22 protein-coding genes and 1 pseudogene are annotated in these 20,466 nt (G+C 65.3%); 12 read left to right on the forward strand and 11 right to left on the reverse strand.

The features are described 5' to 3' along the window. The 8 genes from KBY78_RS03300 to KBY78_RS03335 all read left to right on the forward strand — a co-directional run. The coding region (locus KBY78_RS03300) for a citrate synthase (protein ID WP_255142344.1) at positions 1-844 on the forward strand (844 nt) is incomplete at its 5' end. Positions 845-934: 90 nt separating this feature from the next. Further along, positions 935-2,056 (forward strand): NADH-quinone oxidoreductase subunit NuoH, encoded by a 1,122-nt coding sequence (nuoH, locus tag KBY78_RS03305; RefSeq protein ID WP_037981228.1) that lies wholly within the window; start codon positions 935-937, stop codon positions 2,054-2,056. Positions 2,057-2,159: 103 nt separating this feature from the next. Then, positions 2,160-2,771: an NAD(P)H-quinone oxidoreductase subunit I gene (ndhI, locus tag KBY78_RS03310; protein ID WP_255142345.1), complete on the forward strand. Its 612-nt coding sequence runs from the start codon at positions 2,160-2,162 to the stop codon at positions 2,769-2,771. Next, positions 2,771-3,397, forward strand: coding sequence for an NADH-quinone oxidoreductase subunit J (locus KBY78_RS03315; RefSeq protein WP_255142346.1), 627 nt, complete (start codon positions 2,771-2,773; stop codon positions 3,395-3,397). Before ndhI ends, KBY78_RS03315 begins: the two co-directional genes overlap by 1 nt. 2 nt (positions 3,398-3,399) lie before the next feature. After that, the gene (gene nuoK, locus KBY78_RS03320; RefSeq protein WP_006172283.1) at positions 3,400-3,726 is read left to right on the forward strand and encodes an NADH-quinone oxidoreductase subunit NuoK; all 327 of its coding nucleotides are present in this window, start codon (positions 3,400-3,402) and stop codon (positions 3,724-3,726) included. A 54-nt stretch (positions 3,727-3,780) separates the two neighbouring features. Beyond that, on the forward strand, positions 3,781-4,740 hold the full coding sequence (locus KBY78_RS03325; protein WP_006172282.1) for an NAD(+) kinase: 960 nt from the start codon (positions 3,781-3,783) through the stop codon (positions 4,738-4,740). 60 nt (positions 4,741-4,800) lie between these two features. Continuing rightward, on the forward strand, positions 4,801-5,349 hold the full coding sequence (locus tag KBY78_RS03330) for a CYTH domain-containing protein (RefSeq protein WP_255142347.1): 549 nt from the start codon (positions 4,801-4,803) through the stop codon (positions 5,347-5,349). Between the two features lie 56 nt (positions 5,350-5,405). Further along, entirely contained in the window at positions 5,406-5,591 is a 186-nt protein-coding gene (locus KBY78_RS03335) for a hypothetical protein (RefSeq protein WP_006172280.1), read from the forward strand. Between the two features lie 14 nt (positions 5,592-5,605). On the opposite strand, the gene KBY78_RS03340 is transcribed toward KBY78_RS03335, so the two are convergent. After that, on the reverse strand, positions 5,606-5,875 hold the full coding sequence (locus KBY78_RS03340; protein ID WP_006172279.1) for a LuxR C-terminal-related transcriptional regulator: 270 nt from the start codon (positions 5,873-5,875) through the stop codon (positions 5,606-5,608). 78 nt (positions 5,876-5,953) lie between these two features. Here KBY78_RS03340 and KBY78_RS03345 point away from each other — a divergent pair, with 78 nt between their 5' ends. After that, a complete protein-coding gene (locus KBY78_RS03345) occupies positions 5,954-6,874 on the forward strand; it encodes a methylenetetrahydrofolate reductase (protein ID WP_255142348.1) in 921 nt (306 codons plus the stop codon). On the opposite strand, the gene KBY78_RS03350 is transcribed toward KBY78_RS03345, so the two are convergent. From KBY78_RS03350 to KBY78_RS03375, 6 genes and pseudogenes are all read right to left on the reverse strand, one after another. Beyond that, the gene (locus KBY78_RS03350) at positions 6,855-8,039 is read right to left on the reverse strand and encodes an NDP-sugar synthase (RefSeq protein WP_255142349.1); all 1,185 of its coding nucleotides are present in this window, start codon (positions 8,037-8,039) and stop codon (positions 6,855-6,857) included. The genes KBY78_RS03345 and KBY78_RS03350 overlap by 20 nt on opposite strands. Before the next feature lie 49 nt (positions 8,040-8,088). Further along, positions 8,089-8,985: pseudogene (locus KBY78_RS03355) on the reverse strand (segregation/condensation protein A). Positions 8,986-9,035: 50 nt separating this feature from the next. Further along, complete coding sequence (locus KBY78_RS03360; protein ID WP_255142351.1) at positions 9,036-9,410, reverse strand: lipopolysaccharide assembly protein LapA domain-containing protein; 375 nt, start codon at positions 9,408-9,410, stop codon at positions 9,036-9,038. A 153-nt stretch (positions 9,411-9,563) separates the two neighbouring features. Next, entirely contained in the window at positions 9,564-11,153 is a 1,590-nt protein-coding gene (locus KBY78_RS03365; RefSeq protein WP_399215234.1) for an NAD(P)H-quinone oxidoreductase subunit 4, read from the reverse strand. Between the two features lie 182 nt (positions 11,154-11,335). After that, a complete protein-coding gene (locus KBY78_RS03370; RefSeq protein WP_255142368.1) occupies positions 11,336-13,357 on the reverse strand; it encodes an NAD(P)H-quinone oxidoreductase subunit 5 in 2,022 nt (673 codons plus the stop codon). Positions 13,358-13,462: 105 nt separating this feature from the next. Next, positions 13,463-14,164 (reverse strand): NnrU family protein, encoded by a 702-nt coding sequence (locus KBY78_RS03375; RefSeq protein WP_050751573.1) that lies wholly within the window; start codon positions 14,162-14,164, stop codon positions 13,463-13,465. 226 nt (positions 14,165-14,390) lie between these two features. Here KBY78_RS03375 and KBY78_RS03380 point away from each other — a divergent pair, with 226 nt between their 5' ends. Next, positions 14,391-15,395 carry a LysR family transcriptional regulator gene (locus tag KBY78_RS03380; RefSeq protein WP_006172271.1) on the forward strand — a complete coding sequence of 335 codons (1,005 nt, stop codon included), beginning with the start codon at positions 14,391-14,393 and terminating at the stop codon, positions 15,393-15,395. Between the two features lie 13 nt (positions 15,396-15,408). Here KBY78_RS03380 and KBY78_RS03385 read toward each other — a convergent pair whose 3' ends face one another. Continuing rightward, positions 15,409-16,110 carry a DUF3172 domain-containing protein gene (locus tag KBY78_RS03385; protein ID WP_255142353.1) on the reverse strand — a complete coding sequence of 234 codons (702 nt, stop codon included), beginning with the start codon at positions 16,108-16,110 and terminating at the stop codon, positions 15,409-15,411. Continuing rightward, positions 16,107-16,457: an NAD(P)H-quinone oxidoreductase subunit M gene (locus tag KBY78_RS03390; protein ID WP_006172269.1), complete on the reverse strand. Its 351-nt coding sequence runs from the start codon at positions 16,455-16,457 to the stop codon at positions 16,107-16,109. The genes KBY78_RS03385 and KBY78_RS03390 overlap by 4 nt, the downstream gene beginning before the upstream one ends. Positions 16,458-16,592: 135 nt before the next feature. On the opposite strand from KBY78_RS03390, the gene pds reads away from it, so the two are divergent. Further along, positions 16,593-17,987, forward strand: a complete 1,395-nt coding sequence (pds, locus tag KBY78_RS03395; protein ID WP_255142354.1) for a 15-cis-phytoene desaturase — start codon at positions 16,593-16,595, stop codon at positions 17,985-17,987. 5 nt (positions 17,988-17,992) lie between these two features. Further along, a complete protein-coding gene (locus KBY78_RS03400; RefSeq protein ID WP_261349845.1) occupies positions 17,993-18,922 on the forward strand; it encodes a phytoene synthase in 930 nt (309 codons plus the stop codon). On the opposite strand, the gene KBY78_RS03405 is transcribed toward KBY78_RS03400, so the two are convergent. Then, on the reverse strand, positions 18,873-19,904 hold the full coding sequence (locus KBY78_RS03405) for an alpha/beta fold hydrolase (RefSeq protein ID WP_255142355.1): 1,032 nt from the start codon (positions 19,902-19,904) through the stop codon (positions 18,873-18,875). The two genes, KBY78_RS03400 and KBY78_RS03405, sit on opposite strands and share 50 nt — an antisense overlap. A gap of 49 nt (positions 19,905-19,953) precedes the next feature. Continuing rightward, positions 19,954-20,385 (reverse strand): RNA-binding protein, encoded by a 432-nt coding sequence (locus KBY78_RS03410; protein WP_255142356.1) that lies wholly within the window; start codon positions 20,383-20,385, stop codon positions 19,954-19,956. Positions 20,386-20,466: the final 81 nt, after the last annotated feature.

Genomic DNA, 20,466 nt, shown 5'->3' on the forward strand with positions numbered 1-20,466 from the left:
TCTTGGGCTGTTCTATTCCCGCCGGGCCCTGGATGATCCCGCCTACATCGAGGCGGCGGTGGTGCGCCTGATCGCCAAGATCCCCACGATGGTGGCTGCCTACCAGCTGATTCGCCTGGGTCAGGATCCGATTCAGCCTCGCGACGATCTGTCCTATTCGGCCAACTTCCTCTACATGCTCACCGAGCGGGAGCCCGATCCGCTGGCGGCCAGGATCTTCGATGCCTGCCTGATCCTGCACGCCGAGCACAGCCTCAACGCCAGCACCTTCAGTGCCCGGGTCACCGCCAGCACTCTCACCGATCCCTATGCCGTGGTGGCCTCGGCGGTGGGCACCCTGGCCGGCCCCCTCCACGGTGGTGCCAACGAAGACGTGCTGGCCATGCTCGAGCAGATCGGCAGCGAGGACCAGGCGGAAGCCTGGCTGGACCGGGCCATTGCGGAGAAGCAGAAGATCATGGGCTTCGGGCACCGTGAATACAAGGTCAAGGACCCCCGGGCCGTGATTCTCCAGGGCCTGGCCGAGCAGCTGTTCGATCGCTTCGGGCACGACGCCATGTACGACGTGGCCCGGCGGGTGGAGGAGGTGGCCTCCGATCGCCTTGGCCCGAAGGGCATCTACCCCAACGTCGATTTCTATTCCGGGCTCGTGTACCGCAAGCTCGGCATCCCCAGGGATCTGTTCACCCCGATCTTCGCGATTGCCAGGGTGGCCGGCTGGCTTGCCCACTGGAAGGAGCAGCTGGGGGCCAACCGCATCTACCGCCCCACCCAGATCTATACCGGCTACGGCCGCAGGAGTTGGTTGCCTCAGGATGCCCGCAATGCCCTGCCAGGCGTTTAAGTTGCCTACACCTCAGCGAGACGCGGAGTTGTCACGGTGTTGATCGACCCGGCACCAGTTCTCTTGACCACCAGCTGGCCAGCTCTGGCTGTGGTTGGCCCTGGTCTTGACCTTCAATCCAGTTTCACCAGCACCCTGGAGGGATTCGGCCTGAGCCAGGGCACGGCCCATCTGCTCTGGCTGCCCCTGCCGATGCTGCTGGTGCTGGTGGCCGCCGTCATCGGCGTGCTGGTCAACGTCTGGCTGGAGCGCAAGATTTCCGCCGCTGTGCAGCAGCGGATCGGCCCTGAATACGCCGGTGCCCTCGGGGTGCTGCAGCCGATGGCCGATGGCCTCAAGCTGCTGTTCAAGGAAGACGTCATCCCCCACCGCGCCGACGGGCTGCTGTTCACCCTCGGCCCGGTGCTGGTGCTGGTGCCGGTCATCCTCTCCTGGCTGGTGGTGCCCTTCGGTCAGAACCTGCTGATCAGCGATGTGGGCATCGGCGTTTTCCTCTGGATCGCCCTCAGCAGCATCCAGCCGATCGGGCTGCTGATGAGCGGCTACGCCAGCAACAACAAGTACTCCTTGCTGGGAGGGCTGCGGGCCGCGGCCCAGTCGATCAGCTACGAAATCCCCCTGGCTCTGGCGGTGCTGGCGGTCGTGATGATGAGCAACTCCCTCAGCACCGTCGACATCGTCAACCAGCAGAGCGGTGCCGGCATTCTCAGCTGGAACATCTGGCGTCAGCCCGTGGGGTTCCTGATCTTCTGGATCTGCGCCCTGGCCGAATGCGAACGCCTTCCTTTCGACCTCCCCGAGGCGGAAGAGGAACTGGTGGCTGGCTACCAGACCGAGTACGCCGGCATGAAGTTCGCCCTCTTCTACCTGGGCAGTTACATCAACCTGGTGCTCTCGGCCCTGCTGGTGGCCGTCCTTTATCTCGGCGGCTGGGGGTTCCCCCTGCCGGTGGAGTGGCTGGCCGGCGCTCTCGGCCAGTCGGTGGATGCCCCTCTGGTGCAGGTGATCACCGGTTCCCTGGGCATCGTCATGACGGTGCTCAAGGCCTACCTGCTTGTGTTCATCGCCATCCTGCTGCGCTGGACACTCCCACGGGTTCGCATCGACCAGCTTCTGGATCTGGGCTGGAAGTTTTTGCTGCCGATCGCCCTGGTCAATCTGCTGGTCACCGCTGGCCTGAAGCTCGCCTTCCCCGCCTTTTTCGGCGGTTGAGCGGCCAGCCGGTCATCATTGACTCAACAACTCTCTGTTCCAGCCTCAGCTCCAACTCTCCAGCTCCCAGCTCCTGTCTTCGTTCCTCTCCGACTCCCCCGCCATGTTCGGATTCCTGCAAAAGGTCGGTGACTACACCAAGGACGCCGTCGGTGCGGCCAATTACATCACCCAAGGCCTGTCGGTCACGTTTGATCACCTGCGCCGCAGGCCGAACACCGTTCAATACCCCTACGAGAAGCTGATCCCCTCGGAGCGTTATCGGGGCAGGATCCACTACGAGTTCGATAAATGCATCTCCTGTGAGGTCTGCGTGCGGGTGTGCCCCATCAACCTGCCGGTGGTGGATTGGGTGATGAACAAGGAGACCAAGAAAAAGGAGCTGAAGAACTACTCCATCGACTTCGGGGTCTGTATCTTCTGCGGCAATTGCGTGGAGTATTGCCCGACCAACTGCCTCTCCATGACTGAGGAATACGAGTTGGCAGCCTTTGACCGCCACAGCCTCAATTACGACAGCGTGGCCCTGGGTCGCCTTCCCACCAGCGTCACCAGTGATCCGGCCGTGGTGCCCCTGCGTGAGCTGGCCTATCTGCCCAAGGGAGAGATGGACCCCCACGGGGTCGACCCCTCCAGGCCAAGGGCCGGAAAGCTGCCGGAGCAGGTGCAGGCTGAGATGGCGGCATCAGCCGCCAAGCCCGCGGAGAACGCCTGATGACGATCGCGTCCGTCACCCAGCTCGTCTGCTTCATCGCCCTCTCCCTCACCCTGGTGCTGGGCTCACTCGGGGTGGTGCTGCTGCCCAACATCGTCTATTCAGCCTTCCTGCTGGCTGGTGTTTTCCTCTCCGTGGCTGGTCTTTACCTGCTGCTGAATGCCAGTTTTGTTGCTGCAGCCCAGGTCCTGGTGTACGTGGGCGCCGTGAACGTGCTGATCCTGTTCGCGATCATGCTCGTGAACAAGAAAGAGGCCATGGCCGAGATCCCCGGCCTGCTCCTGCGCCGCTTGCTCTCCGGGGCCGTCTGCCTCGGTCTGTTCCTGCTGATCCTGCGGGTCGATCTCACCACCCCCTGGGCTGTGCCGGGGCCCACCCCTCTCGGGGATGACGCCACGGTGCTGATCGGCATCCACCTCTTCAGCGATTATCTGCTGCCCTTCGAGCTGGCCTCGGTTCTGCTGCTGATGGCGATGATCGGAGCGATCGTGCTCGCCCGTCGCGACGTGTTCAGCAGTGATGTGATCACGGGTGAAGCCGCCGATCAAGGACTGATCGAAAAAGAGCGCACCCCACTGCTGCTGGAGAACAGCGCCGACGATACCACCCTGCTGGAAAAAGTCTGATTATGTCCGCCACCTCCATTGATATTCCGCTCCAGGCCTACCTGGTGCTTGCCGCCATCCTCTTCTGCACCGGGGTCTGGGGCCTGATCAACAGCCGCAACGCCGTGCGGGTTCTGATGAGCATTGAGTTGATGCTCAATGCCGTCAACATCAACCTGATGGCCTTCTCCAGTTACATCGATGGCCAGCAGATCCGTGGCCAGGTCTTTGCCATTTTCGTGATCACCGTGGCCGCCGCCGAAGCGGCCGTGGGCCTGGCGATCCTTCTGTCCCTCTACCGCAACCGCGAAACCGTCGACATGGAGCGCTTCAACCTGTTGCGCTGGTGACCTTCCCCGCCGCTCCCCCTCCGGTTTGGCGATTCTGGGTTCGGGCCTGATTCCATGCAGCTGCAGCGGGTCTGGCTGATCGTGCGCTCCGGCAGCCAGGCGGCTCAGCGCCAGGCAAGGCGCTGCTGCGAAGACCTGCGTTCCCAGGGGGTTCAGGTCACGGTGGCCAGCAGCGGAGCCAGCTCCAATCCCTTCCCGGGCTTGCTGGCTACAGAGCCTTGCCTGCCTGACCTCACCGTGGTGCTGGGTGGGGATGGCACCGTCCTCGGCGCGGCCCGTCACCTCGGCCCCCTGGATGTGCCGATCCTGAGCTTCAACGTGGGTGGGCACCTCGGATTCCTCACCCATGAGCGCAAGTTACTGGTGCTCAGCACCACCTCCTCTGACGACAACCTCTGGCAACGGCTGCGCGATGACCGCTTCGCCCTCGAGCGCCGCATGATGCTGGAAGCCTTCGTTGATCGCGGCGATGGGGTGCCCGAAGGGGATGAGCAGGAGGATCCCGCCAGCGATGGGCCCGCCCGGCTGCACCGGGCGCTCAATGATTTCTATTTCCGCCCCTTCCTCGATGAGCTCTCGCCCACCTGCGTGCTGGAGCTGGAGATCGACGGGGAGGTGGTGGATCAGTTCCGCGGCGATGGTCTGATCATCGCCACCTCCACCGGCTCCACCGGTTACGCCATGGCGGCCGGAGGCCCGATCCTCCATCCCGGAATCGATGCCATCGTGGTCAATCCGATCTGCCCGATGAGCCTCTCCAGTCGGCCGGTGGTGGTGCCACCCCGCTCGCAGCTGGCGATCTGGCCCCTTGGTGAGCCGAGCCGGCGGGTGAAGCTCTGGAAGGACGGAGCCCATGCCACGATGCTGGAACCGGGCGATCGCTGCGTGGTGCAGCGCTCCAGCCACTGCGCCCTGATGGTGGTGCTGCAGCAGAGCCCGTCCTACTACCGCACCCTCAGCCACAAGCTGCACTGGGCCGGCGACCTCACTGCCTCAGAACCCTCCGCCAACTGAACGGAGCACCCTCGCCGAAGGCCTGACGGCAGGATGGGCTACTGCTTGTGGTTTTGATCGGTGGCTCTGGAGATCGAGCGCCGCTTCCTCGTGGGAGGAACGGGGTGGAGGGAGCACATCCTCTGGCGGCAACACCTGTGCCAGGGCTATCTGCAGGCTTCTGCCGATGGGGTCACTGTGCGGGTGCGCCTGGAGGACGGGCGAACCGATGCGGCGCAGGCGGGGCGGGCCTGGCTGACCCTCAAGGCCACCGTCACCGCCGTCACTCGTGCGGAGTTCGAGTATGCGATCCCGGTCGCCGATGCCCGTCAGCTGCTGGGCCTGGCCGCGGCCAGCCTCAGCAAGGAGCGCTACGGGCTTGACCTGCCTGGCGGTGATTGGGTGCTTGACGTGTTCGAGGGGGAGAACTCGCCCCTGGTGGTGGCGGAAGTGGAGCTGGAGCGGGAGGACCAAGTGCTGGCGCTGCCGGCCTGGTGCCATCGGGAGATCACCGGGCTTGGGGCGCTCAGCAATGCGGCCCTGGCGCGGCGCCCATGGAGCTCCTGGTCTGAAGCGGATCGGCAGGCTTTGTTGGCGGACGGTCTTTGTAACGACAGCGACATCAGCTAGGATTTCATTAAGGATTTCTCCTTAATCCCCCACTTCCCCCTGCCTCAGGTCCGTCCGTGATCGGCCTCTACGACCACCAAGGCGTGCTCCGCTTCGCCGGCCGCGACACCGACGATTGCCTCGACTACGCCGATCTGTTCGGGCTTGGACCCGACGGCTACAGCCTCCAGCCCCTCACCGCCACCGTCGAGGTGCCTCACCTGCCGAGGGCCGTATCGGTCGGGGCGTACCAGAGCACCTGAATCGAGCCCAGAATTCAGCCTTCAGGGCTGGGTAAATTGCAGCAATTGAAACCATCACGGCAGATTTTGCCGTTATCCATCGCCCAGTTCAACAGAGCCACCCGGTTCTTGGCGCCGGTCTTGGTGAAGATGTTGCTGACGTGGTTGTCGACCGTTCGCTTGCTGATCATCAGCTCCAAGGCGATTTCCTGATTGGTCAGGCCCGTCGCTACCCGCTCGATGATTTCCAGCTCGCGTTCCGAAAGACTGGAGCGCAGCTGGATGAGATTGTCTCGATCGGACATCCAGACCCCACGCCTCCACACACCCACTGTAAGCAGCGGCCGTTGACGCATGATGGGCCCTGAGCTATCCCCTGTCCCTTGCTTCTGCGCCAGGCCCTGGAGACCGGTCAGTTCGCCATCACGGCTGAGGTGACCCCGCCGCGGGGAGGAGATCCCTGTCGCACCCTTGCAGTGGCCGCCAAGCTGCGCGGGCTGGTCCATGCCGTCAATGTCACCGACGGCAGCAGGGCCGTGATGCGCATGAGCAGCCTTGCCCTCTGCCGCCTGCTGCTCGATGCCGGGATCGAGCCCGTGCTGCAGCTGGCCTGCCGCGACCGCAACCGGATTGCTCTCCAGGCCGATCTGCTCGGCGCCCACGCCCTCGGCATCCGCAATGTGCTCTGCCTTACCGGAGACCCCGTGGGTGCCGGGGATCAGCCGGGCGCCCGGGCTGTCAATGAGCTGGAGGCGGTGCGCCTGCTGCAGTTGCTGGGCCGCCTCAACGCTGGCCTCGATCCAGTGGAGGGCATGCTGCCGGATGGTCCCACGGCACTGTTCCCAGGGGCCGCAGCCGACCCCCAGTCGCCCAGCTGGAGCGGCCTGCGGGCTCGGGTGGCGCGCAAGCAGGCGGCCGGCGCGCGCTTCCTGCAGACCCAGATGGTGATGAATACCGAAGCGCTGCGCCGCTTTTGCGGCGAGATCAGTGAACCCCTGGGCCTGCCGGTGCTGGCGGGGGTGTTCCTGCTCAAATCGGCGCGGAACGCGGCCTTCATCAATCGCGTGGTGCCGGGTGCCTCGATTCCCCAGCAGATCATTGATCGGCTGGCGGCGTCAGCGGATCCGGCGGCCGAGGGTGTGGCGATCGCCGCCGAGCAGGTGCGCTCGTACCGCGCCATTGCCCAGGGCGTTCATCTGATGGCGGTGAAGGCGGAGGAGCGCATCCCCTGGATCCTGGCCGAGGCTGGCGTCTCGCCGCCAGGGGGATCGCTGCTGACGGAGGTCAGTTCTCGCCCGCACTGAGGGCCAGATCCGTGCCGAGCAGATCAGCCATCGCCTTCTGCTGGGGCGAGGGCTGCACCACGTCCTGGCGGCGCACGTCGGTGATCAGCCAGTCGAGGGAGGCTTCCTGCAGGTCGAAGTGGTCTCCGTTGCGATCGACGCAATAGCGGCCGAACACCAGCTTCTCCACCAGGCGCACGCCGGCACCGATGCGGGAATAATCAAAGATGATCGAGTTGTCGATGGTGGCGCCCTCACAGATGTGGCAGCTAGGTCCGATCATCGCCGGCCCCACGATCGTCACACCGGGATCGATGCGGCTCATGCCCCCCACGTAAATGGGGCCGGTCACGTTGATCTTGTCCCAGTCGGCGGCGACGTTCAGGCCCGTGAAGATCCCTGGCCGCACCTCCCGACCAGGCACCGACACCTGGCGCACTTTGCCTTCCAGCACGCTGCGGATCGCCTGCCAGTAGTCGGGCACCTTGCCGATGTCCACCCATTCGAAGTCCATCGGCAGGGCATAGAAGGGGGCCCCGGCGGCCACCAGCCTGGGGAAGAGGTCGGCGCCGATGTCGAAGGGAACGCCGGCTGGGATGTGATCGAGAACTTCCGGCTCGAAGATGTAGATGCCGGTGTTGATCATGTCGCTGGCGGCCTCGGCCACCGAGGGCTTCTCCTGGAAGCTCAGAACCCGGCTGTCCTGGTCGGTGACCACCACGCCGTAGCTGCTCACCTGATCCTTCGGCACCCGCTTGGTGACCAGGGAAGCCATGGCCCCTTTCTCCTGGTGGAGGCGCACGGCCTCGGTGAGGTCGAGGTCGATCAGCGCATCGCCGCAGAGCACCACGAAGGTGTCGTCGAAGAAGGGTTGAAACGTCTGGATCTTCTTGAGGCCGCCGGCGGAACCGAGGGCGGCACCGATCAGTTCTCCGTCTTCGATGCGCCCTTCGAAGCTGTAGGCGATCTCCACGCCGAAGCGTTGGCCATCTCTGAAGTAGTTCTCGATTTCCGCGGCCAGGTGTGAAACATTGACCATGACTTCGGTGAACCCATGCTGACGGAGCAGCTCCAGCAGAAACTCCATCACGGGTTTCTGCAGAATCGGGATCATCGGCTTGGGAATCGTGTGGGTGATGGGCTGCACCCGAGTTCCCTTGCCGGCCGCGAGAATCATGGCCTTCATGGGCACCTTTCCCCTTCTGATCTGATTCAAGGCAGCCTAGTGAAGACCCTCAGGCGGCCTGCGCTTCCCGAGCCGGAGAGGGAGCTGGCACCAGTCCGTGTGGAAGCACTGACGGTCCAGCGCCCATGCCTTCCCAGCAACCCTTGAGGAACAGGGGGCCGAAGAGGTCGCCCTCCTGCTGAAGGTCGACCCTGCCCTGGGAGCAGAGGAAGAGCAGGGCCCAGAACACCCCCACACGGTCCTGGTCCAGATCCGCCGGGGCGGCCTGTGCCTAGGCTTCCACCAGCACCTCGAAGTTCACCCAGTCGCGGGCGGCCTGCCACTCCATCAGGAAGTGGCTGAGGGCGGCGGTCGTTTCCGGCAGTTTCTCGCGGTGGGCCAGGGCGGCCACCTGCTCGATCGCCGCCCGCTCGCTGTAGCGACGTCCACGCTGGCGGGTTCGCCCGCTCGCCTCACCTTGCTCCAACCGCTCGGCGATGTCCTCCAGCTGGCGGATCAGTTCCCCCAGGGTGACGGGACGCTGCAGCGGGGGTGGTGCCACGGCCCGCCGCAACAGGTGACGCTCCGGCCGGCGCGGCAGCTGAAAAGAGAGCAGCTCGAAGGATCCAGTGTCCTCGTCGTCGAAGCCGAAGGCGTCCAGCTCCAGTGCCGGCTCCGGCGGCAGGGTCTGCTGCTCGAGGATCTCGGCCTTCAGGCTCACCAGCACGGAGGCGGCCAGGAACGCCTCGCTGGTGGCGGCCAGATCGTTCTCGAAGCTGCCGCCCTCACCGGGTCTGCTCACCAGCCGGGGTGCACCGATCCTCTGGCGCAGCTGGTCGAGGAAGCCGTCGACCACGGCAATCACATCCACGTCCCAGGGGTCAATCTCGCCACGTTCGGCGGCATCTTGCAGCAGGCGAATCGCCAGCCTGGCGCCTGCTTCAGCCAAGAACCTTCCACATTTCATCTGCCGGAAACGTACCCCGCCTGGGGGCTTACGGCCAGCGGGGCCCTGGTTCAGGCCTCATCGAGCTGGGATTCAGGGCTCGGGGCCGAACTCTGGCCAGCGGCCGGCAGCAGACTCAGCTGGGCATCCACCGTGGCCCGGTAGCGCTGAACGTCGGCTTCGAGCTCCTGGATCCTCACCTGCTGGGCCTCCCGTTCGCCCTGCTCCTGCAGCTCCTCGACCTTCTTGACGACGCCGGTCCAGACGGCGAACACCCAGGCGGCGGTGGCACCGATGCCTCCCACGACCAGCATCATCGCGGCCAGGGGGAGCGTGGCGCTCACCCCGGGAAGGAAGTGCACCGTGGTGGCGGTGGTGTTCTCCAGGGTGAACATCACCGTGGCCAGGCCAAAGCTGAAGATCAGCAGGAAGTTCAGCTGACGCATGGTTCGGGACGCTTGGGGTGAGGCGAAAGGTTGAAGGTTGGAGAGCTGATGGTCCAGGAGGGTCCAACAGGCTGGGAGCGTAGGCATCCCCCCTGGGCACGGGGATGGGTGAGCAGCATCCGCAGGGTTTCGTAACCCCTGTCGACTTCTCGCTCAGGGCAGCAGCGGAGCCGTCATCAGGGGCTGACGGGGCTCCACGCCGGCACTGAGCAGAGCCAGGGGAGGGTTCTGACGAATCAGGCCCTGGCGGCCGGCTGGAATCATCCGCGCCAGGGAGGTCTCCTCGCGTTGCACCAAGGCCTCGATCGAGGCCCGGTAGCTGTCGGTCATCAGGCGCGGATAGAGGCCGATGCCGATGATCGGCACCAGCAGGCAGGAGATCACGTAGATCTCACGCGGTTCGGCATCCACCAGCTTGGTGTGGGAGACCAGCTCGGTGTTCTCCTTGCCGAAGAAGATCTCCCGCAGCATCGAGAGCAGATAGATCGGTGTGAGGATCACCCCCACCGCCGCCAGAGCTGCCATCACGATGCGGAAGCTGAGTGAGTAGGCCTCGCTGGTGACGAAGCCCACGAACACCATCAGCTCCGACACGAAGCCACTCATGCCAGGCAGGGCAAGGGAAGCCAGGGAGCAGACGGTCCAGAGCGCGAACATCTTGCGCATCTTCTGGCCCACGCCGCCCATCTCATCGAGCTGCAGGGTGTGGGTGCGGTCGTAGGTGGCGCCCACCAGGAAGAAGAGGCTGGCGCCGATCAGGCCGTGGCTGACCATCTGGAGCATGGCGCCGCTGGTGCCGAGGGCGCTGAAGCTGCCGATGCCGATCAGCACGAAGCCCATGTGGCTGATCGAGCTGTAGGCGATCTTGCGTTTGAGGTTGCGCTGGGCGAAGGAGGTGAGCGCGGCGTAGATGATGTTCACCACCCCCAGCACCACCAGCAGGGGCGCGAACTGGGCGTGGGCATCGGGCAGCAGCTGCACGTTGAAGCGCAGCAGGGCATAGCCGCCCATCTTCAGCAGGATTCCGGCCAGGAGCATGTGCACCGGCGCCGTGGCCTCCCCGTGGGCGTCAGGAAGCCAGGTGTGCAGGGGCACGATCGGCAGTTTCACCCCGAAGGCGATCAGCAGGCCCGCGTAGGCCAGCACCTGGAAGCGTGTGCCGAACTCTTTCGCTGCCAGGGTGGTGTATTCGAAGTTGGGAGCGCCGCCGCCATGGAAACCCATCGCGAGGGCTGCCAGAAGGATGAAGACCGACCCTCCGGCCGTGTAGAGGATGAACTTGGTGGCGGCATACTGCCGTTTCTTCGCCCCCCAGATCGCCAGCAGCAGGTAAACCGGCAGCAGCTCCAGCTCCCAGGAGAGGAAGAACAGGAGCATGTCCTGCACGGCGAAGACAGCGATCTGGCCGCCGTCCATGGCCAGGATCAGGAAATAGAACAGGCGCGGCTTGAATGTGACTGGCCAGGCCGCCAGCACCGCCAGGGCGGTGATGAAGCTGGTGAGCAGGATCAGGGGCATCGAGAGCCCGTCGGCTCCCACCGACCAGGCCAGGCCCAGATCGGGCACCCACTCCACCCGCTCAATCAGCTGCAGCCCGGCCACAGAGGGGTCGTAGCCGTTGAGGTAGGCGCCGGCGGTGACCAGGAAGGTGACCAGGGCGACGCCAAGGGCGTACCAGCGGATCGTCTTACCGTCGCCTGGATCCGGGATGAAGGGGATCAGCAGGGCCGCGGCGATCGGCATCAGGATCGAAACGCTCAGCCAGGGAAAGACGGTGGCGGGTGCGTCGCTCAAGGCACCTAGGGCGCCCGTGGCAACGGCAGGATCGAGCGGCACGGGGGCAGGCATCAGGTCTGGGCGGAGTGTAGAAATACCTGCCGCTCAGGTCGCCTTCAGATAAGGGATGACACACACAGTGCCCCGGTTCAGAAGCTGCTGAAGAGCACCACCAGGGCGATCACGCCACCGAACACGATCAAGGCATAGAACTGGGCCCGGCCGGTTTCGAAATACTTGAGGCCTTCGCCGCTGCCAAGGGTCAGCAGGCCGGTGAGGTTCACCACCCCGTCCACCACCTTGGCGTCCACTTCCAGCACCTGACGGGCCAGCTTGCGACTGCCCTGCACGAACAGCTTGTCGTTGAGGTCGTCGAGATACCACTTGTTGGCCAGGAAGGCGTTGAGGCTAGGGAAGCGGGCGGCCACCAGGGTGGCCAGATCGAGCTTGTGGAGCGAGTAGGCCAGCACGGCAATCGTGATGCCGGTGATCGAGATCGCCACCGAGGCACCTGCCAGGGGCAGGAATTCAGCCCAGGAGAAGTGCTCAGCCATCTCGGCCGCTTCCTGCGGATTGAGCAGGCCGGCGAAGCGGCTGTGCCAGGGGGTTCCCAGCAGGCCGATCAGTGCCGACGGCACCGCCAGCACAGCGAGGGGGAGGGCCATCTGCCAGCCGGATTCATGGGGGTGGCTGGCGTGGTGGCCATGGCCGGCCCCCTCTCCCTCCGACTCAGCCCCAGGCGCCACCTTGCCGGCGTCCTTGAGCAGTTGGGCCTGAACGGCCGCGTCGTTGCCGCGGAACTCGCCCTCGAAGGTGAGGAAGTAAAGGCGGAACATGTAGAAGGCGGTCATGCCGGCGGTGAGAAAGCCCACCACCCAGAGAATCGGATAGGTGTTGAAGGCCTGGCCGAGAATCTCGTCCTTGCTCCAGAAGCCCGCCAGGGGCGGAATGCCGCTGATGGCTACACAGCCGATCAGGAAGGTGATCGCCGTCACGGGCATGAACTGACGCAGGCCGCCCATCAGGCGCATGTCCTGGGCCAGCACCGGCTCATGGCCCACTACGTCCTCCATGGCATGAATCACTGAACCGGAGCCCAGGAACAGCATCGCCTTGAAGAAGGCGTGGGTGACCAGATGAAACATGCCGGCAACCGGGGCGCCGCAGCCCATGGCCAGCATCATGTAACCCAGCTGGCTCACGGTGCTGTACGCCAGGCCCTTCTTGAGGTCCATCTGGGTGAGGGCGATCGAGGCCCCCAGGAAGCAGGTGATCGTGCCCACCACGGCGATCACCAGCTGCACCTGGGGGAAGGGGGCATAGACCGGCTGCAGCCGGGCCACCAGGAAAACCCCGGCCGCCACCATCGTGGCGGCATGGATCAGGGCGGAGATGGGGGTCGGACCCTCCATGGCGTCGGGCAGCCATACGTGCAGGGGGAACTGGGCCGACTTGGCCATCGGTCCCATGAACACGAGCAGGCAGAGCAGCACGGCCGCGCCGTTGGAGAGGCTGCCGCCCGCCACGGCGTCCGCCAGGCGGGCGCCGATCTCCTCGAAACCGAATGCACCCGTGGCCCAGAACAGCCCGAGAATGCCCAGCAGAAGGCCGAAGTCGCCCACTCGGTTCACCACGAAGGCTTTCTGGGCGGCGTTGGCAGCGCCGTCACGGTCGTACCAGAAGCCCACCAGGAGGTAGGAGCACATGCCCACCAGCTCCCAGAACACGTAGATCTCGAGCAGGTTCGGGCTGATCACCAGGCCCAGCATCGAGCTGCTGAAGAGCGCGAGGTAGGTGAAAAAGCGCACATAGCCCTTGTCATGGGCCATGTACCCATCGGAATAGACCATCACCAGCAGGGCGATGGTGGTGACCAGTGAGAGCATCACGGCCCCGAGGGCATCCACCCGGAAGCCCATCTGCAGATTGAAACTGCCCGCGCTGGCCCAGTCGAAGAGCACCTCGGTGGCTGGAGCCCCCGCCAGTTGCTCGGCCAGCACGGCGAAGCTGAGCACTGCGGCCGCCCCGACACAGCTGAGCAGCAGCAGGGCCACCGGCTTGCGCAGACGGTTGACGGTTCGATTGAAGCTGATCAGGCCGAGGCCGGTGATGGCGGCCCCAGCCAGGGGCAGAACGGGGATCAACCAGGCAAGTTCGGCAGCCGACGTCATCCAGCTCAGGGTGCGGGCCATCGGAGTGTAAGCAGCCTGCCCCGGTGGGTCCGAGCTGTGTGTTGGACCGCGATCAGGGGCCCCGGCCCGGCAGCACGGGCACGCTCAGCCCAGCAGCCGACCCAGCGGTCCCCCCAGAAAGGCCTCTGCCGCCAGGCCCAGGAAGCGGTGGCTCCACCAGAACAGACCGATGGCGATGACGATCCCCAGCTGGGCCGGCCGCAGGAATTCCCCCCAGACCAGTTGCTGGCGGCCGTCGAGCACGGCGAGGAAGGGAATCACCGACGTGCTGGCGCGCAGGTCCTCGAATGCCTCTCCGAAGCGGGCCCGCAGCCGCCGGTCGCCATGCCAGACCGCGAACAGGTGGTGGCCGATCAGGCCCGCGCAGGTGACCAGCATGAAGCTGCTGCCGATCCAGAGCAGGTGGGTGGCGCACCAGAGCACCTGCCCCACTGCCTGGGGATGGCGGCTGATGCGGATGATCCCGCTGGCGTAGAGGCGCACCTGCGGCTTCAGCAGCGCCGGGATCTCCAGCAGGTTGTAGGTGGCTGGATAGAGAAAGAAGAAGCTGATGGCCGTCCCCACCCAGACCAGGGGGATCAGGCCGGGGGTGCCCTGGACGTTCCAGAGCCGTATGCCCTCGTAGCGGTGGGCGATGAAGTAGCCCACCACCACCACTGCCGCCGGGATACTCACGGCCGCGAACAGCAGGCGCCACAGTCGGGCCCCGACGCGCTGTTCAGCCTGGACCCTCAGGGCCGCACCGCCGCTGTGGAGCAGCGCAAACCCCAGCAGCAGGGCGAGCATCACCAGGCTGGATCGGTGCTCGGGTGGCACGGCGTCAAGGCCGGCACCGAGATCCGCGGGGAGCAAGGGGAAGCAGGGCGGAGACGTGGCCAAGAAGCCGCAGCGGAAGCGACGATTCTGGCGGAGGTGTCATTCCATCCCGGCCTGGGATCGCAGGCCCCGGGGTTCACGAGTTTCCCCTTTAGAGTTCTTCCTTCCAGCCGGAGCCAGGCCAAGAGCCCATCCCATGGCTGATCTGCCCTTCACCCTCGATCAGCTGCGCATCCTGCGCGCCATCGCCAGCGAGGGCAGCTTCAAGAAAGCTGCCGACAGTCTCTACGTCACCCAGCCGGCGGTGAGTCTGCAGATTCAGAACCTGGAGAAGCAGCTGGATGTCTCCCTGTTCGACCGGGGCGGGCGCAAGGCGCAGCTCACTGAAGCCGGCCACCTCCTGCTCAGCTACTGCGACAGGATCCTCAGTCAGTGCCAGGAAGCCTGCCGCGCCCTCGACGATCTCCACAACCTGCGCGGTGGCTCCCTGATCGTGGGGGCCAGCCAGACCACGGGCACGTATCTGATGCCCCGCATGATCGGGCTGTTCCGCCAGAAATACCCTGACGTGTCGGTGCAGCTCCAGGTGCACAGCACTCGCCGCACCAGCTGGAGCGTGGCCAACGGTCAGATCGATCTGGCGATCATCGGTGGCGAGCTGCCCAGTGAACTGGCGGATCTGCTCCAGGTGGTGCCCTACGCCAACGACGAACTGGCGCTGGTGCTGCCGGTGAAGCACCCCCTGGCGCGCCTGCCCGAGCTGCACAAGGACGACCTCTACCGCCTCGGCTTCGTCTGCCTCGATGCCCAGTCGACCACCCGCAAGATGGTGGATCAGCTGTTGGCCCGCTCCGGTCTGGAGGTGCAGCGCCTCAAGATCGAGATGGAGCTCAACTCCTTCGAGGCGATCAAGAACGCCGTGCAGTCGGGCCTCGGTGCCGCCTTCCTGCCGGTGGTCTCGATCGAGCGCGAGCTGGCCACGGGCAGCCTGCACCGCCCGATCGTCACCGACCTGCTCGTGCGCCGTCAGCTCAAGCTGATCACCCATCCGGCCCGCTACTGCTCAAGGGCCTCCGAGGCCTTCCGCCGCGAAGTTCTGCCTGTGTTCGCCAGCCCTGACAGCCCCCTGCGCCAGCCCTCGGTACGGCCGGCGGCCCCACCTGTGGTGGAGGCCGTGGCCCAGGCGGCCTCGGCCTCCTGAAGCGGTAGCCCGATCAGAACTGGTTCCCTTCGGGGGTGATGCCGGCGGCATCGTCGGCAATGCCCTTGGTCTGGAACTTGTTGCCGCTGATGTCGGTCTGGTAGACGCAGCGCACGATGGGCTTGTCGCGGATCGAGCCGATGTAAGCAAAGGTGTTCATGCGCTGCTTGCACTGGCGCATCTGCTCGGAGGTCACCGCGCCCTCCTTCTGCAGCACGCTCCAGTTCTCCCGACGGATCACGCAGCCCGGCTGCAGGGTGGGCTGGGTCACGAAGCTGCTGCTCGGATTCATGGTGGTGTAGAGCTCCACATCCATCACGAAGGCGCTGGCCCCCCACTGCTTGCAGAACTCGGGATCGGGCACCGCCAGATCCAGCTGCTGGCTGCTGGCGATGTTGCCCTGGTTGCCGGGGGTGTTGCTCGAGAGAGCCGTGCCGATGCCGATGCCGAGCACCAGCACACCCGCAAGCACGGCGATGGTGCCGACATTCAGCTGAATCGGACTGCCGCCGCCGCCGCCACCGGCTCCACCGTTCCCACTCGGGCCACCGTTGCCGCCGCCACCGCCGCGCTCAGCCGTCCGCCGTCCCCGGGGCGCGCGTTCATAAGCTTCGTAGGGATCGCGCCCCTCAGCGGCCGGCATGGCACGGGTGTCGCTGCTGCGGCCGTAGCTCCCCCGGCCGACGTTGCCACGGTCGTAACGGGAGCGGGTCAAGAGGCCTCCGGTGTGCGGGGCAGGCCCATCGAGTAATTGAGCACCCGGGCTTCGGGGTTGTAGCGCAGCTCACCGGCCTGGAGCAGCTGGCGGATGAAGCCCTCGAGCTCCGAGCCGATCCGGCGCAGGTTGTATTCGCTGAGCTCGTGGCCGGCGCTGGCGGCCACGAGCTCGCGGAAGCGCTGCTGGACCTTGCCGAGAACGGGCGCGTCCCAGAGGAACTCATTGTCGGGATCGAGATCCAGGGTCAGCTGGCTGGGATCAGCGATCAGCTGGCCGTCCTCCACCCGGGCGGTGAACACACGCACGTGGCGGGTGGTGGACTTGAGCAGGCTGGCATCGACCATGGCTGGGGGGTCGTGGGCAGTCAGGACGCCTCACGGACATCGACTTTAGGAACCTCTGTGGCCTCTGGGCTGCTCCCCGGGACGCCGCTGCCAGCGGCAGCCCTTTTAAGGTTGCCGTTGACTTTTCGTTTTCCCATGCGCGTCGCCATCGCCGGAGCAGGCCTTGCCGGTCTCTCCTGCGCCAAATACCTCAGCGATGCGGGCCACACGCCCGTGGTCGTGGAGGCGCGCGATGTGCTCGGTGGCAAGGTGGCCGCCTGGCAGGACGAGGACGGCGACTGGTATGAAACCGGTCTGCACATTTTCTTCGGGGCCTACCCCAATATGCTGCAGCTCTTCGCTGAGCTGGGCATCGAAGACCGTCTGCAGTGGAAGGACCACGCGATGATCTTCAATCAGAAGGATTCACCGGGTAACTACAGCCGCTTCGACTTCCCCGACCTCCCCGCACCCCTCAATGGTGTGGCGGCGATTCTCGGCAACAACGACATGCTGAGCTGGCCGGAGAAAATCCAGTTCGGCCTGGGTCTGGTACCGGCGATGCTGCGTGGCCAGAATTATGTCGAAGAGTGTGACAAGTACTCCTGGTCGGAATGGCTTGAACTGCATAATATTCCCAAACGGGTAAATGATGAAGTCTTCATCGCCATGAGCAAGGCCTTGAATTTCATCAACCCTGATGAGATCTCAAGCACGGTGATCCTCACGGCTCTGAACCGCTTCCTTCAGGAGAAGAACGGCTCGAAGATGGCTTTCCTCGATGGCAACCCGCCCCAGCGACTGTGCGAGCCGATCGTGGAGTGGATCCGTGAGCGGGGCGGTGAGGTGCATCTCAACTGCCCCCTGCGCCAGATCGAGTTGGCCGACGACGGCAGCGTTTCCGGGTTCCGTCTGGCCGGCGTGAAGGGGCAGGAGCCCCGCCTGCTGCAGGCTGACGCCTACGTCAGTGCCCTGCCGGTGGATCCGCTCAAGCTGCTGCTGCCCGAGCCCTGGAAGCAGCTGCCCTTCTTCGAGAAGCTGGAGGGCCTCCGGGGGGTGCCGGTGATCAACATCCACCTCTGGTTCGACCGCAAGCTCACCGCGATCGATCACCTGCTGTTCAGCCGCTCCGATCTGCTCAGCGTCTACGCCGACATGAGCAACACCTGCCGGGAGTATGCCGATGCGGAGCGCTCGATGCTGGAGCTGGTCTTCGCGCCGGCCGAGGAGTGGATCGGCCGCAGCGACGAGGCGATCGTGGAGGCCACCCTCAGCGAGCTTCGGCGGTTGTTCCCGGATCACTTCACCGGCGAGGACCAGGCTCAGCTGCGCAAGGCACGGGTTGTGAAGACACCGCTCTCCGTTTACAAGACGGTGCCAGGCTGCCAGCAGCTGCGACCGACGCAGGACACGCCGATCGCCAATTTCTTCATGGCCGGTGACTACACGATGCAGCGCTACCTCGCTTCGATGGAGGGGGCTGTGTTGAGCGGCAAGCTCTGCGCTGAGGCCGTCAGCCACAGCCGTGCCATGGCCCCCCTGGCGGTGTGACGGTGCTGGCTGCCTCCACCACGGTGACCTGCCCTTCCCTGCCGACGTTGGAGGAGGCCTACCAGTCTTGCCGCCAGGAAACAGCCCAGTGGGCCAAGACCTTCTACCTCGGCACCTTGTTGATGCCGCCGGCGAAGCGGCGGGCGATCTGGGCGATCTATGTCTGGTGCCGTCGCACCGACGAGCTGATGGACAGTCCCCAGGCTCAGGCCCTGCCGGTGGAGTGCCTGGCCGAGCGGCTCGATCGCTGGGAAGAACGCACCCGCTCTCTCTTCGCTGGAGAGGTGCATGACGCCCTCGACCTGGTGATGGTCGACACCCTGCAGCGCTATCCCCAGCCGCTGCAGCCTTACCTCGACATGATCGAGGGCCAGCGGATGGATCTGCAGCGCCACCGCTACGCCCGCTTCGAGGACCTTGAGCTCTACTGCTACCGGGTGGCAGGCACGGTGGGCCTGATGACCCAGGAGGTGATGGGCCTGGATCCCGCCTACACCTCAGCCCCCTGGAGCGAGAGGCCGGACACCTCCAGCGCGGCCGTGGCCCTGGGCATCGCCAACCAGCTCACGAACATCCTGCGGGATGTGGGTGAAGACCGCGCCCGCGGGCGGATCTATCTGCCCCAGGAGGATCTCGAGCGTTTCGGTTACTCCGAGGCCGACCTGCTCGCCGGCACCCTGAACGACAACTGGCGAGCCCTGATGGACTTTCAGTTGCGCCGGGCCCGTCAGTGGTTTGCCCGCTCCGAAGCGGGAGTGCGCTGGCTCTCAGCCGATGCCCGCTGGCCGGTGTGGGCTTCCCTGCGGCTGTACCGGGGCATCCTCGCGGTGATCGAGCAGCTCGACTACGACGTCTTCAGCCACCGGGCCTATGTGCCCCGCCCGCTCAAGCTGCTCGATCTTCCCTGTTCTTTTGTGATTGCCCAGTCGCGCTGAGCCACTCGATCAGGATCGGATTGACCAGCTGCGGGGCTTCGTCGTGGGGGCAGTGGCCCAGTCCCGGCAGCAGCCGCAGCTCACGAATGCAGGCGAACTGCTTCGCCCATTGCCTGGCTTCAGCGGGATTTTCCCAGGGATCCTGCTCGCCCCAGATCATGCGCACCGGCACGGAGCCCAGGCGCGCGAGGATTTCCGGGGCGAGGTGGTCGTCGAAGAGGTTGACGAAGCCGCGGAAGCTCTCCGGGGCTCCGGGATCGGTGCTGGGGCGAAAGAGCAGCTCCACCAGAGCATCGTCGACGTTGGCGCCACTGGGATAAGCCATGGCCAGCACCCGCCTGATGAAGGTGGGCCGCGCCAGGGCTCGGAAGAGGGGGGCGATCAGCCAGCGCTGGCGCACCAGTTGCTTGACCAGAGGGCGGCTGACGCGCTGAGGCCAGGGCAGCAGCGCCACCCGTTTCTCATCAAGGGTGCGCTGGGCGCAATCGATCAGAATCACCTGGCGGGGTGCCAGGCCGCGATCGATCAGCAGCTCACTGGCCCGCAGGGCCACCACCCCACCAATCGAGTTGCCGACCAACTGCAGGCTGGGTGCCTGGCCAGGCAGGTTTGTGCTCTCGGCGGCCAGGATCCAGGTGGCGAAGTCGGCCACCTGCTCGGCCCAGAGATCGAAGCCATAGCCAACGGCCCCTGCTCTGGCGGTTTCCCCGCGCAGCCGGGAGCAGGGCTTGTCGCTGGAGCCGAATCCCAGCAGGTCGATGGCGTAGGTGGAAAAGTGCTGACCCAGTTCGGGAAGGTTGTGGCGCCAGTGGCCACTGGAAGCCCCGAAGCCGTGGATCAACACAACAACAGCTGGGCCAGACTCCGTCAATGACGTGTTGTTCGAGCCCGTTTCCGGCGCCTGGCTGGTGAAGCCGATCGAGTGACCCCGCCAGCACCAGTGCTGGAGCGGGCGAGGACCATCAACAGCTGGATCAGTCACGCACCAGGCCTGAGGGGAGCGAACGGGGGACCCGGCTCAGACGTCTGCCTCAGACGGCGGCAGTCTGGTTGGCCAGGAGAGACTTGAGCTTGGCCAGTTCGCCGGCCCAGCGTGGATCGGGAGCTCCTTCGGTGGTGTCGTCGCTGTGGACCACCTTGTTGACGGCCTTGCGGGCCACGGTGGTGGTGGCGCCACCGCCACGGCGGTCGGTGCTGGGGGCAGCGCCGCGGGAGTCGCGCCGCTCGGAGCGCTCGATGCGCAGGCTGTTGCCACCGAAGTCGCGACCGTTGAGCTGCTCGATCACCGCATCAGCGAGCTTCTCGTCGTCGACGTTGGCGAAGCCGAAGCCGCGGCAGGCACCGGTCTCGCGGTCCTGAACGGTCTTGAAACGCACGCCTTCACCCACGGCGGTGAACAGGGCTGTCAGTTCCTTGTCATCGAAGCTCTGCGGCAGGTTGCCGACGTAAAGACGAACGCTCATGAAACGAGGGGAGGGAGGGGAATGTTTGACCGATGGCGGAGTGTTGATCGATGAACAGGTTGGTCTGGAGAGCCAGTGGCT

The sequence above is a fragment of the Synechococcus sp. EJ6-Ellesmere genome (assembly GCF_024345875.1).
In the GTDB taxonomy this organism is placed as follows: domain Bacteria; phylum Cyanobacteriota; class Cyanobacteriia; order PCC-6307; family Cyanobiaceae; genus Regnicoccus_A; species Regnicoccus_A antarcticus.

What these genes read in the sequence shown, in the direction of transcription:
- ndhI (WP_255142345.1), top strand. Translation starts at nt 2,160, where the DNA reads ATGTTCGGATTCCTGCAAAAGGTCGGTGACTACACCAAGGACGCCGTC.
- KBY78_RS03315 (WP_255142346.1), top strand. Translation starts at nt 2,771, where the DNA reads ATGACGATCGCGTCCGTCACCCAGCTCGTCTGCTTCATCGCCCTCTCC.
- nuoK (WP_006172283.1), top strand. Translation starts at nt 3,400, where the DNA reads ATGTCCGCCACCTCCATTGATATTCCGCTCCAGGCCTACCTGGTGCTT.
- KBY78_RS03325 (WP_006172282.1), top strand. Translation starts at nt 3,781, where the DNA reads ATGCAGCTGCAGCGGGTCTGGCTGATCGTGCGCTCCGGCAGCCAGGCG.
- KBY78_RS03340 (WP_006172279.1), bottom strand. Translation starts at nt 5,875, where the DNA reads ATGTCCGATCGAGACAATCTCATCCAGCTGCGCTCCAGTCTTTCGGAA.
- KBY78_RS03350 (WP_255142349.1), bottom strand. Translation starts at nt 8,039, where the DNA reads ATGAAGGCCATGATTCTCGCGGCCGGCAAGGGAACTCGGGTGCAGCCC.
- KBY78_RS03360 (WP_255142351.1), bottom strand. Translation starts at nt 9,410, where the DNA reads ATGCGTCAGCTGAACTTCCTGCTGATCTTCAGCTTTGGCCTGGCCACG.
- KBY78_RS03365 (WP_399215234.1), bottom strand. Translation starts at nt 11,153, where the DNA reads ATGCCGATCGCCGCGGCCCTGCTGATCCCCTTCATCCCGGATCCAGGC.
- KBY78_RS03370 (WP_255142368.1), bottom strand. Translation starts at nt 13,357, where the DNA reads ATGACGTCGGCTGCCGAACTTGCCTGGTTGATCCCCGTTCTGCCCCTG.
- KBY78_RS03375 (WP_050751573.1), bottom strand. Translation starts at nt 14,164, where the DNA reads ATGCTCGCCCTGCTGCTGGGGTTTGCGCTGCTCCACAGCGGCGGTGCG.
- KBY78_RS03380 (WP_006172271.1), top strand. Translation starts at nt 14,391, where the DNA reads ATGGCTGATCTGCCCTTCACCCTCGATCAGCTGCGCATCCTGCGCGCC.
- KBY78_RS03390 (WP_006172269.1), bottom strand. Translation starts at nt 16,457, where the DNA reads ATGGTCGATGCCAGCCTGCTCAAGTCCACCACCCGCCACGTGCGTGTG.
- pds (WP_255142354.1), top strand. Translation starts at nt 16,593, where the DNA reads ATGCGCGTCGCCATCGCCGGAGCAGGCCTTGCCGGTCTCTCCTGCGCC.
- KBY78_RS03410 (WP_255142356.1), bottom strand. Translation starts at nt 20,385, where the DNA reads ATGAGCGTTCGTCTTTACGTCGGCAACCTGCCGCAGAGCTTCGATGAC.